Genomic DNA, 14,736 nt, shown 5'->3' on the forward strand with positions numbered 1-14,736 from the left:
CTAATGACCAATGACCAATGACCAATGACCATTAAAGTTATAATTTTTGCTCGAAGCTAGGTGCATAAGCCTGGAGTAAAGCACTAACTTGGCGTACAATTTCATTGCCAGTGTTTTTGCCCAAAGCTTGCCGTTCTGGGAAGAAATTGGGTTGATCGAGGTAGCGGTTAATCGCCTCACTTACTTGCTGGGAAATTAATTCTTGCAGTTGTGCCTTAGCTGTTTGGCGCTGGAAGGTAGCACCTTCTTCTGTAGTAGCATACAAAGGTGGTAGCCGATTGAGAGCGTAAGCAGCAATATCCCCGACATCTAGAGAACTTTCGCTGGTGGCTTCAATTTCTGCGACTCGGGAGATGGCTTCCGTCAGCACCAATTCTTCCATGACGTTAATAAATTGTTTGCGAGGTACCGCCACTACCTCACCAGTCAATAGCGCACCCATCAGCCGATCCAGCGCCATATACTCTTCAATTGAGAGTTCCGAGGCGTTGTCGCAGATTCTACCGACTTCTGCTTCCATTGCTGGTGTCAAATAACCATCCTGGAGAGCTTGTTCTACAATTTTTTCGATACTCATAACGCTTATCATCATTTATGTTAGCCAAGCGAGGTAGGGACGGTATCAATCCAATTTATTTTGCCTAATTATCCCCAAAAAAACAAAAATTATACACAGACGCAATCAATTCCGCCTCTACTAGTTAACAACCTTAGTTCGCCAAGGTGTTGGATCAACAGATTGTCCGTTGACATACAGACCCCAGTGCAAATGTGGTCCCGTGGCAGCACCTGTTGAACCCACTGCGCCAATTAGTTGACCAGCTTTCACAAAATCACCTTCTTTAACGTTAATACGACTCAGGTGCATGAAAATACTGATTACTCCTTGACCGTGGTCAATGCCAACTACGTTACCGTGTATCCGAAATCCTTGGGATACTCTACCTACCAAAGCAACTCGGCCAGAGGCTGGGGCAATTACTGGTGAACCAGCAGCACCCGCGTAGTCAAGACCACGATGATAGTAGTCTTTTGCAAATGTACCATTATAGTAGCGACGTACACCATAGTTTGTACTCATCCGCCCGGCATTGGGCTTCAGGAATACTCCATTCCAATACTTTTCTGGTGTTTGTAGCGCCTTCAAAGCTGCCACGCGCTTAAGTTCATATTCTGTGGCATCCACTCCGGCTTTGCCAGGTGGCAAAGTAATGCGTTGTACGGGAAACTTGCGATTAAGCACATTAACTGCCAAGTTTTGCACTTGACCATCTCCCGCAACCCGAAGTGTTCTAATTCCAGCTTTTTCTAATGGAGTTGTGGGAACAAAAGCCCGATAGTGATTGGGCGCAATTTTAAAAGCTGGATAAGTATTTTTACCACTAGCTACTGTTGGATTTGTACTATTCTCCGAATTATCTAAATGGCTCTCCTAGACTTCGTTTGATAAATTAATACTAAAAAACCCCTAAAATACCTGATATAACTAGGTTTCGCTAAAATAGAATCAAAGATTTAATAAAAATATGCTTTTTGATTCTTGAATCCCCTACCATGTAAGGACTTAACCTGATATCAAGTATTAATTTTCTATAACTAGTCTAGGAGAGCCATCTAAATTAACCTCTACTGATAGTGTATCCCCTAATTTAGGATTAGTTGGAGTCACCTTTACTTGCAAAGCATCTACAGGCAATCCCAAAGTGAGAGGGAGAACAGCAAATATTCCCTTTAACACATTTATTGCACGGCGATTGGCTGTTAAAGTTTTGACATCAAAACCGAGTAACTTTTTGTTTGAACTACTAGTGCTATTTTCAAGAATCATGGAGCTACAAAAAATCCCTTGCTGGTGTTGGAAAATAGACTAGCTTATTACCAGCAGTGTTTCCTGTTTGAAACCGATGTTGTTGAAAATCATAAATGTTGGGAAATTCTCCAGGTATTTATGGATTACAACGGAAAATGATTTTATAGGCTCAGGGCAGGCAAGCTCAGTACAAGTCATTCGAACGATGCCCACCCTATAATAAGTTTTATTGATATATGGTGTGAAATTAGAGGATTTTCAGCTTATCTAATTCTGAGTCGCCGACTACACACTCATAACACATTTTATTAGCCTTGGTATAGGTTATAAAATAGCAGCAATTTTACCTAAAATTTTCTTGTTTCAAGTTGTGAGATTGAATTATGGAATACGCTGATCAACTTGAGGTTGGTAGGTTTACTTTTGACTTGAGTTTGCCATCTTCCATGTGAACGATGCGATCGGCAATGTCTAGGATGCGGTTGTCATGAGTAACCATCAAGATGGTACAGCTTTGTTCTTTTGCCAGTTTTTGCATGAGATTGACTACATCTCGTCCCGATTGACTGTCAAGGGCGGCGGTGGGTTCGTCGGCGAGGATTATTTGAGGATGACTGACTAAAGCACGAGCGATCGCTACTCTTTGTTTTTGTCCCCCAGACAGTTTATCAGGATAGTAATGCAAATGATTTCCTAATCCTACCTGCTCTAACATCTGGGCCGACCTAGCTTGCATCTTTTTTAACCCAAGATGTTTGTGCAATTCCAAAGCCATTTTGACGTTTTGGAGTGCTGTTAAACTACCATGCAAGTTATGTGCTTGAAAAATATAACCGTTATGGCGTCGCGCCTGCACTAGTTGTTGGGCACTAGCGCCACAAAGTTCTCGTCCCAACACCCGCAAACTACCAGATTGGGTAGAACGCAACCCACCGACTAAGGTCAGCAAGGTAGTTTTTCCAGAACCAGAGGGACCAGTCATGATAATAATTTCACCGGCGTTAATCTCTAAGTTGATATTAGATAAAACTTGCTTGCGGAGTGAGGCGTGACCAAAGTGGTGGTCGAGGTTCTGGATGGAGATGACGGGAAACATGACAATTTTAGATTTTAGATTTTAGATTTTGGATTGGGGATTGTTAATTATTTATTATCCCAATGCCCTATGCCCAATGCCCCATGCCCATTGTTAAAACATATCAGCAGGATCGGTGGCTTGGAGTTTGCGGGTGGCGATCGCACCGGAAATTGCACACATAATTATAGTTAGCACTAATACCTGCAATGCCCGAATCGCAGTCATATACATGGGCAAATTTGTGACACTGCGAGTCAGTTGGTAAAGTGCTAAGGACACTCCCAATCCGGGAAAGAAGCCCAGTGCTGCCAATATCAACGATTCTTCAAGCACCACGCCTAGCAGGTAGTAATTGTTATATCCCATTGCTTTGAAGGTCGCATATTCCCGAACATGGGCATTAACATCGGTGGAAAGGACTTGATAGACGATGATCACGCCCACCACAAAGCCCATCGATACACCGAGGCTGAAAATAAACCCAATTGGGGAATTTGTTCTCCAGAAGTTGTTCTCAAATTCAATAAATTCGGCGTGGGTTAATACTCTGACATCATCTCTTAGGTAGGCTTTTAATGTTGCTGCTACCTTTTTCGGGTCATAGCCTGGTTTAAGAAGAATCAAACCTAGACTGACACTGCTAGACTGTCGCCCAGAAAACAGCCGTAAAAAGTTTTCATCGCTGGTAATTAGATTGCCATCAGAACCAAAGGAAGCCCCGACTTGGAATAAGCCACTAATGGTAATGGTGCGCCGTTCTATTTCGGTGGTCAGGGTTTTACCTTGGTCAATTTGGGCGATCGCTTTTTGATAATCCCCTCTTGCACCACGATCGAACAAGACATTACCTGGTAGCTTAATCACTTGCAATTGCTGGTTAACATCCGGTAAGTCAAAGGCTGGCTTATCTGGGTTGAACCCGATAACTAACACCCCTGTCTCGCGGTGTGTTTGGGGATTTTTCCAGATTGTGTTGTTGAAATACATTGGTTCGGCAGACTTTACCCCCGGTATATCCATTGCTTGGTAAAGTCGCCGACGAGAAAATGTAGACAAGCTTGGCAAGTTACGGGCTTGGGGACTGGTTAAAACAATATCTGCTTGCAAACTGCGATGCAGTCTAGTGTTACTGTCATACAGCGCAGTCTGAAAGCCTAGCTGCATGAACATGAGAAGATCCGCAAAGGCAATACCTGACAATGCCACCAAGAGACGGCTTTTTTCATGATTCAGTTGCAGCCATCCTAGAGGGGTTCGCCGTAGCAGTTGTTTGATTAATTGCATTATAAAAAATGGGGAGTGGGGAGTGGGGAGTGGGGAGTGGGGAGTGGGGAGATGAGGGAGATGAGGGAGATGAGGGAGATGAGGGAGCAGGGGGAAAATTCCTCTCCTCTGCACCCTTCCCCCTGCCCCTCTGCCTCTTCTCAATGCCCAATGCCCAATGCCCTTTTTACAATTCAATTACTGCTTTAACTTGCATATTTGTTAAGGTGGCAGCTTTTTGGCTAGAGGCTTCATCTAGTCGGATATGGACTTCCACAACTCTGTTGTCGATATTGCTAACGGGGTCTGTGTTGATGACATTCTGCCGTCGCACTTGCAAGCCTTTGCGATCTACGATTCCCTGCAATTCAATCGGGAGATAATCACCAAATACTCGCACTTGCTGCCCTGAATGCACTTTGCCAATATCGCTTTCGTAGACTTCGGCTATGACATACATCTGGTTGGTTTGTCCAATATCTGCAATGCCATCATTTGATACCAATTCCCCTGGATGGGTGTGGATCTCAAATACCTGTCCATTTTGAGGCGATCGCACCTGGGCCTGTTTTAAATTGACTTTTGCCAGATTCATGGCTGCTACGGCACGATTGACTTCTGCTTGGGCAACTTCTACATCGACTCCGCGCACTTCGGCGATTTCATCAAGTTTTCCTGTGGCTTCTTTGATCTGTTGCTGGCTAGTTGATTGGGTACGATTTAACTGGGCTTGTGCTTCTTGTAAGCTTTTTTGGGCGGTTTCCAAGTTTAAACGCTTGCTATCCCGTTGGGAGGTGGAAATTGCACCCTGTTGAGATAGTTGCTGATAGCGATCGTCTTCGGCTTGGGCGTTACGCACTTCGGCTTGGAATCGTTCAATTGTCGCAGCTTGGGCATTAATATCACCTTGGCGTTGTGCTTCTAGGCGGGCGATCGCGGCTTTTTGGGCGGCAATTTCACCGGGTTTAGCACCTGCTTGGGTGCGGTTTAGGTTTGCCTGGGCTACTTTTACTTGTTCCTGTGCCTCTATTAATGCTGCTTGCAAGCGATCGCGGCTGTTCAAAATCGCAATCAGCTGTCCTGTTTTTACCCGATCTCCCTCCTTCACTAATAACTTTTCTACCTGACTTCCTTCCGCAGACACCGCAGCAGAGAGTTTAATTACCTTTCCCTGTGGTTCAATCCGCCCTAAAGCTGTTACCGTTTTTAACTGTGGCAATTGTGTTGCTGGCACTTGTGCCTCTAGATTTGCATAATTTTGCCAGCGTTTTACTATATAAAAACTTATTCCGCCAACCAATAAAGATGCAATTATACCTATAGCAACGGATGGACGCAGAATAGACTTAGGGAACGTTCTGTACCCTAGCTTTGAGTTTCGCACCATAGATTACCTCTTAACTAGTGGCGCAGAAAAAACTAAATAGATTAAGCTTTTGTTCTTACCTCTTTGCTAATTCTGACTTCCTTTGTTAGTTATTGTTTATTTATTTCTTCTTCAACGATGCCAAGTTCATAAACAAATAGGAATTGTTGATATCACAACAAGTGACTCTCCAGTATTAAGAGACTTATGTTCCTGATGAACTACTTTTGTTTTTTGAAAGTACTCAGGTATAGTAAACGTTTTTAGAATTCCGGGTTGTAACAGCGCCAACAATCAGAGGTAAATTCAGTCAGAAGGAAATATTTTTTGTGATGAAAAGCAAATAAATTCAAATTAATAAATAATATATTTGAATTTGATATGTTTATAATTTTTAATGATATCGGACTAGGATTTGATTTTTGAAATGCACGTAGTGGACCCTCTAGGCTAAAATAGTGCATTAGACGTAGACGTAGGTTGGGTGGAGCGGAGCGCAACCCAACTGATTATCAGGATGTTGGGTTACGCTTTGCCCATTGGTGTCAACTTAACCTGAAAGCCAGCCTAGAACAAGTTTTTGGCAGATTACCTCCTTATCTCGTTCCCAGTCTCCGACTGGGAATGTCCCTCATTGAGGCTCCGCCTCCGTAACTTGCGGCAGAGCCACCAGGAGCTGCATTTCCAGCTAGAGGCTGGAAACGAGGTTTGAAAAGAGTTTTGGCTTAAGTTGACACCAATGCGCTTTGCCTCCACCCAACCGACAATTTTCTTGCCTGATGCCGGAATTTGTGCGATCGCGGCAATTTTGGCTTTTTTAGGGAAACTCAAGAGGCGAATTGAAAAATTGCATAAATGTTCAACTCACCTCAGTTAAGTACTTGAAAATTTCAACCAATCTATTCTGTCTCTAGACTTAACGAAGTCTCTATTGCTTTTTGTGTCAATCAATTAGCTCACCCTTTTGGGTGAGTCATATATCAACCGATCAGATGACCCGACTGAAGGAAGCTGAGATTAATAATAAAGAGGACTCTATTAGTAAAGGGCACCGATTGCATTTTACCTAAGAATAACCTGATGAAACTTGTTACCTTAATAAATTCCGCACTTATTTTTGCTTCTATTACTCTTGTACCTGGAATCGCTGGCGCTCAAATAGCTACTACCAACAACAGTGAAATAGCTATTAACTCTAACAATTTATCCAGGAACTCTACTTCTTTGAGTTACCTCCAGCCTTTCAATCTAGTTTCTTTTGCTTATCAGGGAGGTTTGAAGCAGCACGGAATTCCTAGTGGAGAAACGCTAGTATTTGAAACTCAGAACAAAAAGATTATTGCAAAAGATTTAGTGAAGGCTGCTGTTAATGCAGATAAATTACCATCACAAGTTTTAAACGACCAAAATTATCTAAGTGCTGTTAATTTACAACTGAATGCATTGCCCGATTTTGCTGCTGCTGATTGATTTTATTTTATTTTTATTATATCTTTTGAGAAATCTAAATTTCTCAACATACTATATTCGTATGCTTGTTACTAATATAAATAAAAGGCTTTTAGACACAGCGATCGCTGTGTCTAAAATAAATAGGACTTACCCACGAGTTACGGAATAACGAACCGCAGAGGCGCAGAGAAGCCTCTGCGTTGCGGGGGTTCCCACGGCAGTCACTCATGGGGGAAACCCCCAAGACCTCGCTGCCTCCCCGTTGTAGCAACTGGCGCGACACGGAGAAATCAGAGTTTCAGAGATATTTTGCGTAAGTCCTAATAAAGTTTGTCTCTGCTTCCAATTCTATGCAGATTCGCTTTCTAGTTTCGGTTTTTAAGAAAAGTTTAGATCAAGAGGACGAATACTTATTGAATACTGCAACTGAGTCCTTGCGATCAAAGGAAAACACAGAAAACGGGTCTTTTCGATTTTCCATCTCCATCCCAGGAGTACCTACAGGCATTTGGGGAACAGATAAACCAACAACATTTGGCTTTTCTTGAAGCAGACGTTTGATGTCCTCTGCTGGAACGTGTCCTTCGATGACATATCCATTAACAATTGCTGTGTGGCAAGATGCCAAGTTATCCGGCACGTTATACTTTTGTTTGACTCTTTCGATGTCAGGTGTAGAAAAGTCTGTAATTTTAAAACCCTGTGCCTTTAAGTGGTCAATCCACCCGCCACAACAATTACAATCGGGACTGTGATATACAGTAGCATTTAGCGCTGTTGATTTTAATGATGTCCGTTGATCCTGGATACGCCTAGTAGTACTTACCAGTTGAGCATTGGCTGCAACATAACTAGGAAAAACAGCTTGAGCATTACTCATCGGTGCAGTGCTTCCCAAGATGCTCAACACTCCTGCTGTGAGACAAATCATTACTACTCCACGTTTCAAGATGGGAAGTAACCATTTTTGCCAGCAATAAATAAACTGTTTGTGCGACATCTGAAAGTTCCTAAGTACAATATTGCATAAACTTTTAAAAAGACTTTGCGTACCTTTGCGCCCCTCTGCGTTTAAAAACGCTACGATTTTACGCAAAGCTGTACGGGAGTATCTCAATGAGTGTAAAAAGCCTTGTAAAACCTCACCCCAACCCTCTCCTTACCAAGGAGAGGGAGCAAGAATCTTCCAAATAAAAAAATATCCCAAAACTAACACAAACCCCTCTCTATTTCTCTTCTCTCTGTGTTCTCTGCGTCTGGAGTGGTTCGTTTCTTTGGATAATTTATTTCTTGGAAGTCCCTTATCATCTGGTATATTTGCTTTCACTGAGATACTCCCGGCTGTACTACGTCCTATAAAGCAAAAGCGATCGCTTATAACGATCATAACTGCAAGCGTAAATGGGTAGCGGCTTGTCGCCAGATATCGCTGATCAAAGCTATCATTATTTACCCCGCAACTTGAGTTATTATTTGCGGTAGAAGTCATTCCAACAGTGCTAGTATGTCGAACATAGGCATTTTGTAGCTTCTAAGTTGTCGTTCTAGAAGAAAACAACTCTACTACATCAGCCCTCTGTTTTCATATTCTTGTTTTGGCAAAGGTACTCAACTATTAACTCATTTGCACCAGTAGTCGGACAACAGCAAGCCATAGAATTACTGACTCAGGCTGTCAGACAAAACCGGGTTGCTCCAGCCTATCTATTTGTGGGGCCAGATGGTGTCGGAAGGAGTTTAGCAGCCAGGTGTTTTGTGGAATTGCTATTTTCTAGTGGGATGGAAATCACTGCGTCTTTAAAAAACCGTTTGCGTCAGGGAAACCACCCAGCTTTGTTGTGGGTGCAACCAACGTACCAATATCAAGGACAACGATTAACAACAGCCGAAGCCGCCGAGAAAGGACTTAAGCGTAAGGCACCACCTGTAATTCGGCTAGAGCAAATTCGGGGAATTACCGAGTTTCTAAGTCGGCCACCCCTGGAAGCACCGAGGAATGTGGTAGTGCTGGAAGAAGCCCAAACAATGGCAGAAGCCGCAGCAAATGCTTTACTTAAAACTTTGGAAGAACCGGGACAGGCGACGTTAATTTTAATTGCACCTACACCTGAGTCTGTGTTGCCAACTTTGGTGTCACGCTGTCAACGTATTCCTTTTTATCGTTTAGATGCAGAGTCTTTGGCTGTTGTACTCACACAAACTGGTCATCAGGAAATTTTGGCAAATCAGGCAGTATTGACTATAGCAGCTGGCAGTGCGGGAAGTGCGATCGCATCTTACGAGCAATTACAAGCTATTCCCCCTGAGTTACTCGAAGACTTGAAAAAAGCCCCTGCTTCCTTACGCAAAGCCTTGGAGTTAGCGAAAAAAATTGATAAAGATTTAGATACAGAAGCACAACTGTGGTTAGTTGATTATCTTCAGCAATTCTACTGGCAGCAGTGGCATCAACCCAGCATTATCAACCAACTAGAACAAGCTCGTAAATACTTACTTGCTTATGCTCAACCCCGGCTAGTTTGGGAATGTCTGCTTTTATCTTTGACACTCCCCAGCCATAAATGACTAACTATTATAGCATTGCTGTGTTAAAACTGGTATCGTAGATGTGCCACAGATTCAAGCGGTTGATACATTAGGGGCTGGAGATATTTTCCCTGGTGCTTTCTGTGATTATATTTTAAGGGAAAGTTTTACGTTATACATATTTTTAGATTAGGCCAAATTAATGAAAGACTTAGAAGAAATATTAGCGATTGCTCGTGAGGTAGGTTGGGGCGCAGCAGATATACTGCGATCGTATTACCACGGCACTGCAAAAGACCCTAACTTAGAAGTACAGTATAAACAAAATGAGCCTGTCACTGTTGCTGATGTAGCTGTAAGTCAATACATTTTGCAGAGGCTACAAGCAACTTTAGGTAACGAAGATTTTGCTTACATCAGTGAAGAAACTTACCAATCGCCAAGTAGTGTAGCACAGCCTTCCGCCCCTTGGGTATGGATAATTGACCCTTTGGATGGCACACGAGACTTTATCGAAAAAACTGGGGATTATGCGGTTCACATTGCTTTAGTTAAGGAAACACGCCCAGTGTTGGCAGTCGTGGCAGTACCAGAGACAGAAAAGTTATATTACGCTACCAAAGGTGGGGGTACATTTGTCGAAACCCGTAATGAATCTGTTCCTTTACAAGTGTCGTCAGGTAAACCAGTTGAGGATTTAACTTTAGTCGTTAGTCGCTCTCACCGCAACCAACGGTTAGATTACTTACTACAAAACTTACCCTGTCAAAATCAGAAAGCTGTGGGTAGTGTAGGCTGCAAAATCGCCACCATTGTCGAGCAACAGGCAGATATCTATATTTCCCTTTCCGGCAAGTCTGCGCCCAAAGATTGGGATATGGCAGCTCCAGAACTGATTTTAACAGAAGCTGGTGGTAAGTTTACCCACTTCGATGGTAGTCCGTTGGAGTATAACACCGGTGATATCAATCAATGGGGAGGTTTGCTGGCTAGTAACGGTGAATATCACGAAGTGCTGTGTCAGGAAGCAGAAAGGATTTTAACGCAGTTTGACCATAGCTAATGGAGCATTTGAGGATGAATATTTTTTAATTTACTTTTAAAACACTCAGTCATCGTATGATTACCAAGACTACCAATAATAATCTTTACCACTTAGTCTACAGCTGAATTTTCAAAACACTAACTGCTTGAGCGATCGCTACTTAATTTCGATTTGCTGTTAAAAGTGTAACTTTTATAGTACGAGTAAGAAAAGCCTGTCGTTGGAACGTCTGCGAACCTGCTCTAAAGGTTATATTTGTCAATAAAATTCATTATTCAGACGATATTCAAAGGCTGAAGGCTGTGCTAAACTCATGGACATAAAGATTATTTTCGGTTGAGTAACTCGTTTTAATTTGTAAAAAGTGTCTCTCCGAATTTAACTCTCTACACTCCCTGAATTCGGAGATTTCTATGTCAATTTACGTTGGGAACCTGTCATATCAGGTTACAGAAGAGGACCTAAAGCAGGCTTTTGCAGAATACGGAACAGTGAATCGTGTTCAACTACCCACAGATAGGGAAACAGGCCGGCCGCGTGGGTTCGCTTTTGTGGAAATGGAAACAGACACACAAGAACAAGCTGCCATTGATGCACTTGATGGTGCTGAGTGGATGGGACGTGATTTGAAAGTCAACAAAGCTAAACCTCGTGAGGAAAGGAGCAGTTCCCCTCGTGGTAGCTGGAGTGGCGGTAATGCCCGCCGCAACAATAATCGCTACTAAGTCGATTCCTGAACGTTTCACATTTAGAGTCTCCAGCAGATAAAGCCAAAGGCTGCACTCTGCTGGAATATTTTATTTTGTATCTAACCTTGAACTATTCATCCACATTCAGGAGGAATGAGAATGACACAAGTAGTCTTAGGGGAGAATGAAGGTATTGAATCCGCCTTGCGAAGATTTAAGCGGGAAGTTTCTAAAGCTGGAATTTTCCAAGATATGAGAAAAAAGCGTCACTTTGAAACGCCGATAGAAAAAGAGAAGCGTAAAGCAATTGCTAGGCACAAGCAACGTCGTAAACAACATTCTCGCTTCAGTTAACTATTGATATCGATCCAGCATCTCTTCATTGTAGGCATACCTCTGGCAACCCACAAGTAATTAGGCATACATAAATAAACAACACTGTTCGCAGTAGCGCTGTCTTTACTTTCAGCGCTACTAGTACAACACGGCGTAAATAAACCACCCATTCCAAATCAATGAAATGCTTACGCTGTATTCATTTTTAATTTTTAATTCTGCTTTGCGGTACTAGCCGTATATAACCATATAAAAGCAACATAGTTTGTTGAGTTCCATTTGCGGAACTCGCAGCAATATATACACCCATAAAGTATTGTAGATATCGTCAGTCTGCAATCCTTGACTCTGGATTTTCAATAAAATGTTACGACTTTATCATTTATTACTAGCTTCTATTTTGCTGGTGTTAATACCACTGGGAGCAAAATTTCTTCTCCCCCAATTTTCCCCACCCAAAGTGGTAAAACCCCCTGCCGTTACAAAACTTCCCAACCCTAATCAGGGAAATATCTGGCAGAAAATCCTGGGAAATGCTACTACTCCAACTAACTGGGAAGTTGCTGCTTGCAAGGGAAATGCGCCCCTGTTGTGTGTCTCTTCCAAAGGGGAACTTTTGGGTACAGTTGAGATTAACGTTTACCCATTAGCAAAGAATGAGGATTTCCAAAAGAAACTTGTAGCAGCTGGTATTCCACCTGGTTCCCAAGTGGACTACCAAAGTTCCAAATACCAAACCCAGGTATTATCAGCACTCAAGGCTTGGGTTGCAGACCAATACGCTGCTTTTGTGAAAGACCGTCAGGGTAAATATGGAAAACAGATTCTTTTCTCAGCCTATCCACCCCAACCATTACCCGTTGGTATGCTTCAGGGAATCCGCTATGGGTTCGTCGGACTCAAGCAACAAGGCGGAGTACAAGAGCAACATATCGGCCATGTTGCTTTTGATGGCACTAAACTTTACGTAATTACCACTGCATTTGATCCAGGTACACAAACAGGTAAGTTTGAGAAACTGGAAAACTTGGCTATTTTTCAACCTTACTTAGATGCGATCGCATCTGATCTGCGTTTACCCTAATTGGTATGGGGCATTGGGCATGGGGCATGGGGCATTGGGCATTGGTTATTTTCCCCCACTCCCCACTCCCAATCAACCTAAATCTCAGCCACCGCCCGTTCAATCAAGCGACGTGCTAAAGTTTGCGTGCCGGTGTGTTCATAATAATTAGTTGCTACATCCAAGAACGCCGCGAGGTAGTCCAACTTGTCATCGGCAATCTCGACAAAACTTTGCAAGTTGCCAACTACCTTTTGTGGCGTTAAATTATTCGCGCTGACTAAGCCACTCATCCAACCTTTAACTGAGTCAAAGCTTTCGCCGATAAAAGCGAGTTTACTACCAGCATTGTTCCCTGGAATCACATCTTTGATGTTTTGGAAAGTCGAGTTTTTTTCTAAGTCCTGTGGATTTGTTTGATTAATTCCAGATATCGCTTTGCTGATGAAGTCTGGGCCCAGAGGGATCAAGCCATCAACACAAATTAATGCCACCATGCGGATGAGTGACTCACCACTATACTCACCTAAAGAGGCGACAAAATCCCCAATACTGTCTCCAGGAATGCCGTTAATTTGGCAGAAAGCTACCAACTCAGCCACTAATTTTAATGTTAGATCGATGGTTTGGGCTTTGTCAGGTTTGGGAGTAACAGAGTTTAAAAAACCCAACAAAGGAATTTTCTCGCCAACTTTGTTAGCTAAAGCTGCTGCACCAATAGCTCTATCTGTACCATCAACGGTTTGATATAACCACAAGGCTGTTTGGTATCCTTGGGATTTGTCGTTGAATAGATAAATCGCTCGTTCGCCAATTTGCTGAATTAAATCTTCGTCGTCTTCGCCAGTGACGGTCTTAATGGTGTTGACAAAGCCGACGGTATTTTGCCACTGGCCAGGAGCAACAAAATCGAGGGAATTCAACATAGAAATGGTCAAGCCGCTTGTTGGTAATTGATCAACCAACTCAACAATCGATTTACTCACAAAAATCTCCTTATTTAGGTTTTGTTATCTGAATGTTCCTAATGCAAATTATTTTAGTTTAGCCAAACCATTCAGATTAAACTTCTCTAGCCAATTGGCGCGATCGCTAGCTGTAAATGACGGATCGCGGGAAAGTGCTTTTACTTGGTACTTACCTACCAAAATTGCAGTTTGCGTGTTACCAATCTCTACTGCGGGATAACCACCAATTTTTTTGGTGCTTTTCGAGAACTTTGCTGCTGCACTAGGTGTGCTGGTGGTATCAGAAATAGACAACAACGCTATATCTTTACCGCCTTTTTTCAACTTAGCTTCGGCAAAGCCTTTTTTCTCTTGGGTATAGACGCGTTGATAGCCATCACCTGAATTAGGGAAAAGTTTATTAAATTCGCTACCCTGAGTTGCGGTCTTAGTCACCGCTTGACCCCTTCTTTGTTGAGTGCTTTCTTTTTGCGCCTGGTCAAAACGTCCAGGTGTTTTGGGAGTACAGGCTGTTGTCAGTAATACCACTGACAGCAACAAAGCAGCTACTACCCTACGGCCACGGTGTAAAATCATTTTTGGCTTCTCCTTATACTTGAGCTTTGAGGCAATTATCAGCGCTGCTAGCAATTATTACCCGTAAAATTTACTTTTTGATAATTATTGTCTAAGTTCTGAACTATAGCGGTCTAAGGGACTTCGAACAAATAAATTATCCAATCTTGTGGGGTAGACCGAAAAGCCATTAGTGTCAACTTCAGGTGAAAGTTAGTCTAGAAGCAGCATTTGCATTTAGAGATTGCCTCGTTCCCAGTCTCTGACTGGGAATGCATTCTGAGAGGGCTGCCGCCTCAAGACTTGCGGCAGAGCCGCAATGATCTGCATTTCCAGCCAGAGGCTGGAAACGAGGTTTAAAAAGGGTTTTGGCTTACCACCCCACAAGAAGTAGTTGAGTATTTGGAAGTCCCTAATCCAAAAACGCCCCCCCTTTCGGGAGAGCGTCTTTTACTTATAGATAAGCGTGAAGAGCTTATCTCAGATTATGATTAACCGTTGATAGCAGGAGCGGTTAGAGCTACAGGAGCAAAATCACCAGCAGCCAAATCTAGGGGGAAGTTGTGAGCGTTGCGCTCGTGCATT

General features: G+C 42.8%; 17 protein-coding genes and 3 pseudogenes. 9 read left to right on the top strand and 11 right to left on the bottom strand.

What is annotated here, in order from left to right:
- Positions 1 to 37: 37 nt before the first annotated feature.
- The 5 genes and pseudogenes from V7L05_RS02160 to devC form a co-directional block, all read right to left on the bottom strand.
- Positions 38 to 577, bottom strand: a complete 540-nt coding sequence (locus tag V7L05_RS02160) for a late competence development ComFB family protein (protein WP_335161384.1) — start codon at positions 575 to 577, stop codon at positions 38 to 40.
- 120 nt (positions 578 to 697) lie between these two features.
- Positions 698 to 1,420 (bottom strand): annotated as a pseudogene (locus tag V7L05_RS02165) (M23 family metallopeptidase); the annotation flags it as partial.
- 162 nt (positions 1,421 to 1,582) lie between these two features.
- The gene (locus V7L05_RS02170; protein ID WP_335161386.1) at positions 1,583 to 1,828 is read right to left on the bottom strand and encodes a hypothetical protein; all 246 of its coding nucleotides are present in this window, start codon (positions 1,826 to 1,828) and stop codon (positions 1,583 to 1,585) included.
- Between the two features lie 379 nt (positions 1,829 to 2,207).
- Positions 2,208 to 2,906 (bottom strand): DevA family ABC transporter ATP-binding protein, encoded by a 699-nt coding sequence (locus V7L05_RS02175; protein WP_335161388.1) that lies wholly within the window; start codon positions 2,904 to 2,906, stop codon positions 2,208 to 2,210.
- A 93-nt stretch (positions 2,907 to 2,999) separates the two neighbouring features.
- Positions 3,000 to 4,172 carry an ABC transporter permease DevC gene (devC, locus tag V7L05_RS02180; RefSeq protein ID WP_335161390.1) on the bottom strand — a complete coding sequence of 391 codons (1,173 nt, stop codon included), beginning with the start codon at positions 4,170 to 4,172 and terminating at the stop codon, positions 3,000 to 3,002.
- A 15-nt stretch (positions 4,173 to 4,187) separates the two neighbouring features.
- Between devC and V7L05_RS02185 the strand changes: the two genes are divergently transcribed.
- Positions 4,188 to 4,361 carry a hypothetical protein gene (locus tag V7L05_RS02185; RefSeq protein ID WP_335161392.1) on the top strand — a complete coding sequence of 58 codons (174 nt, stop codon included), beginning with the start codon at positions 4,188 to 4,190 and terminating at the stop codon, positions 4,359 to 4,361.
- On the opposite strand, the gene V7L05_RS02190 is transcribed toward V7L05_RS02185, so the two are convergent.
- Positions 4,339 to 5,535: an ABC exporter membrane fusion protein gene (locus tag V7L05_RS02190; RefSeq protein ID WP_442937827.1), complete on the bottom strand. Its 1,197-nt coding sequence runs from the start codon at positions 5,533 to 5,535 to the stop codon at positions 4,339 to 4,341. The two genes, V7L05_RS02185 and V7L05_RS02190, sit on opposite strands and share 23 nt — an antisense overlap.
- Positions 5,536 to 6,256: 721 nt before the next feature.
- Between V7L05_RS02190 and V7L05_RS02195 the strand changes: the two genes are divergently transcribed.
- Both V7L05_RS02195 and V7L05_RS02200 read left to right on the top strand, forming a co-directional pair.
- Complete coding sequence (locus tag V7L05_RS02195) at positions 6,257 to 6,394, top strand: hypothetical protein (RefSeq protein ID WP_335161396.1); 138 nt, start codon at positions 6,257 to 6,259, stop codon at positions 6,392 to 6,394.
- Between the two features lie 203 nt (positions 6,395 to 6,597).
- On the top strand, positions 6,598 to 6,987 hold the full coding sequence (locus tag V7L05_RS02200; protein WP_335161398.1) for a hypothetical protein: 390 nt from the start codon (positions 6,598 to 6,600) through the stop codon (positions 6,985 to 6,987).
- Positions 6,988 to 7,363: 376 nt separating this feature from the next.
- Here the strand turns inward: V7L05_RS02200 and V7L05_RS02205 are convergent, their stop codons facing one another.
- Together V7L05_RS02205 and V7L05_RS02210 are read right to left on the bottom strand one after the other, a co-directional pair.
- Positions 7,364 to 7,969, bottom strand: a complete 606-nt coding sequence (locus tag V7L05_RS02205) for a DUF411 domain-containing protein (RefSeq protein ID WP_335161400.1) — start codon at positions 7,967 to 7,969, stop codon at positions 7,364 to 7,366.
- A gap of 159 nt (positions 7,970 to 8,128) precedes the next feature.
- Complete coding sequence (locus tag V7L05_RS02210; protein ID WP_335161402.1) at positions 8,129 to 8,458, bottom strand: hypothetical protein; 330 nt, start codon at positions 8,456 to 8,458, stop codon at positions 8,129 to 8,131.
- A 101-nt stretch (positions 8,459 to 8,559) separates the two neighbouring features.
- Here V7L05_RS02210 and V7L05_RS02215 point away from each other — a divergent pair, with 101 nt between their 5' ends.
- The 6 genes and pseudogenes from V7L05_RS02215 to V7L05_RS02240 all read left to right on the top strand — a co-directional run bounded on the left by V7L05_RS02215 (position 8,560) and on the right by V7L05_RS02240 (position 12,649).
- Positions 8,560 to 9,534, top strand: coding sequence for a DNA polymerase III subunit delta' (locus tag V7L05_RS02215; protein WP_335161404.1), 975 nt, complete (start codon positions 8,560 to 8,562; stop codon positions 9,532 to 9,534).
- Positions 9,535 to 9,565: 31 nt separating this feature from the next.
- A pseudogene (locus V7L05_RS02220) lies at positions 9,566 to 9,688 on the top strand (sugar kinase); the annotation flags it as partial.
- Between the two features lie 9 nt (positions 9,689 to 9,697).
- Positions 9,698 to 10,558, top strand: a complete 861-nt coding sequence (locus V7L05_RS02225) for a 3'(2'),5'-bisphosphate nucleotidase CysQ family protein (protein WP_335161406.1) — start codon at positions 9,698 to 9,700, stop codon at positions 10,556 to 10,558.
- Positions 10,559 to 10,953: 395 nt separating this feature from the next.
- Positions 10,954 to 11,265: an RNA recognition motif domain-containing protein gene (locus V7L05_RS02230; protein WP_335161408.1), complete on the top strand. Its 312-nt coding sequence runs from the start codon at positions 10,954 to 10,956 to the stop codon at positions 11,263 to 11,265.
- Between the two features lie 123 nt (positions 11,266 to 11,388).
- The gene (gene rpsU / locus V7L05_RS02235; protein ID WP_335161410.1) at positions 11,389 to 11,583 is read left to right on the top strand and encodes a 30S ribosomal protein S21; all 195 of its coding nucleotides are present in this window, start codon (positions 11,389 to 11,391) and stop codon (positions 11,581 to 11,583) included.
- Between the two features lie 346 nt (positions 11,584 to 11,929).
- A complete protein-coding gene (locus tag V7L05_RS02240) occupies positions 11,930 to 12,649 on the top strand; it encodes a hypothetical protein (RefSeq protein ID WP_335161412.1) in 720 nt (239 codons plus the stop codon).
- Between the two features lie 77 nt (positions 12,650 to 12,726).
- Here V7L05_RS02240 and V7L05_RS02245 read toward each other — a convergent pair whose 3' ends face one another.
- The 3 genes and pseudogenes from V7L05_RS02245 to V7L05_RS02255 all read right to left on the bottom strand — a co-directional run.
- A complete protein-coding gene (locus V7L05_RS02245) occupies positions 12,727 to 13,614 on the bottom strand; it encodes a hypothetical protein (protein WP_335161414.1) in 888 nt (295 codons plus the stop codon).
- 48 nt (positions 13,615 to 13,662) lie between these two features.
- Positions 13,663 to 14,172 carry a hypothetical protein gene (locus tag V7L05_RS02250; RefSeq protein WP_335161416.1) on the bottom strand — a complete coding sequence of 170 codons (510 nt, stop codon included), beginning with the start codon at positions 14,170 to 14,172 and terminating at the stop codon, positions 13,663 to 13,665.
- A 470-nt stretch (positions 14,173 to 14,642) separates the two neighbouring features.
- A pseudogene (locus V7L05_RS02255) lies at positions 14,643 to 14,736 on the bottom strand (photosystem II protein D1); the annotation flags it as partial.

The organism is Nostoc sp. (genome assembly GCF_036917755.1).
Classification (GTDB): Bacteria; Cyanobacteriota; Cyanobacteriia; order Cyanobacteriales; family Nostocaceae; genus Nostoc.

What these genes read in the sequence shown, in the direction of transcription:
- V7L05_RS02160 (WP_335161384.1), bottom strand. Translation starts at nt 577, where the DNA reads ATGAGTATCGAAAAAATTGTAGAACAAGCTCTCCAGGATGGTTATTTG.
- V7L05_RS02170 (WP_335161386.1), bottom strand. Translation starts at nt 1,828, where the DNA reads ATGATTCTTGAAAATAGCACTAGTAGTTCAAACAAAAAGTTACTCGGT.
- V7L05_RS02175 (WP_335161388.1), bottom strand. Translation starts at nt 2,906, where the DNA reads ATGTTTCCCGTCATCTCCATCCAGAACCTCGACCACCACTTTGGTCAC.
- devC (WP_335161390.1), bottom strand. Translation starts at nt 4,172, where the DNA reads ATGCAATTAATCAAACAACTGCTACGGCGAACCCCTCTAGGATGGCTG.
- V7L05_RS02195 (WP_335161396.1), top strand. Translation starts at nt 6,257, where the DNA reads ATGCGCTTTGCCTCCACCCAACCGACAATTTTCTTGCCTGATGCCGGA.
- V7L05_RS02200 (WP_335161398.1), top strand. Translation starts at nt 6,598, where the DNA reads ATGAAACTTGTTACCTTAATAAATTCCGCACTTATTTTTGCTTCTATT.
- V7L05_RS02205 (WP_335161400.1), bottom strand. Translation starts at nt 7,969, where the DNA reads ATGTCGCACAAACAGTTTATTTATTGCTGGCAAAAATGGTTACTTCCC.
- V7L05_RS02210 (WP_335161402.1), bottom strand. Translation starts at nt 8,458, where the DNA reads ATGACTTCTACCGCAAATAATAACTCAAGTTGCGGGGTAAATAATGAT.
- V7L05_RS02225 (WP_335161406.1), top strand. Translation starts at nt 9,698, where the DNA reads ATGAAAGACTTAGAAGAAATATTAGCGATTGCTCGTGAGGTAGGTTGG.
- V7L05_RS02230 (WP_335161408.1), top strand. Translation starts at nt 10,954, where the DNA reads ATGTCAATTTACGTTGGGAACCTGTCATATCAGGTTACAGAAGAGGAC.
- rpsU (WP_335161410.1), top strand. Translation starts at nt 11,389, where the DNA reads ATGACACAAGTAGTCTTAGGGGAGAATGAAGGTATTGAATCCGCCTTG.
- V7L05_RS02240 (WP_335161412.1), top strand. Translation starts at nt 11,930, where the DNA reads ATGTTACGACTTTATCATTTATTACTAGCTTCTATTTTGCTGGTGTTA.
- V7L05_RS02250 (WP_335161416.1), bottom strand. Translation starts at nt 14,172, where the DNA reads ATGATTTTACACCGTGGCCGTAGGGTAGTAGCTGCTTTGTTGCTGTCA.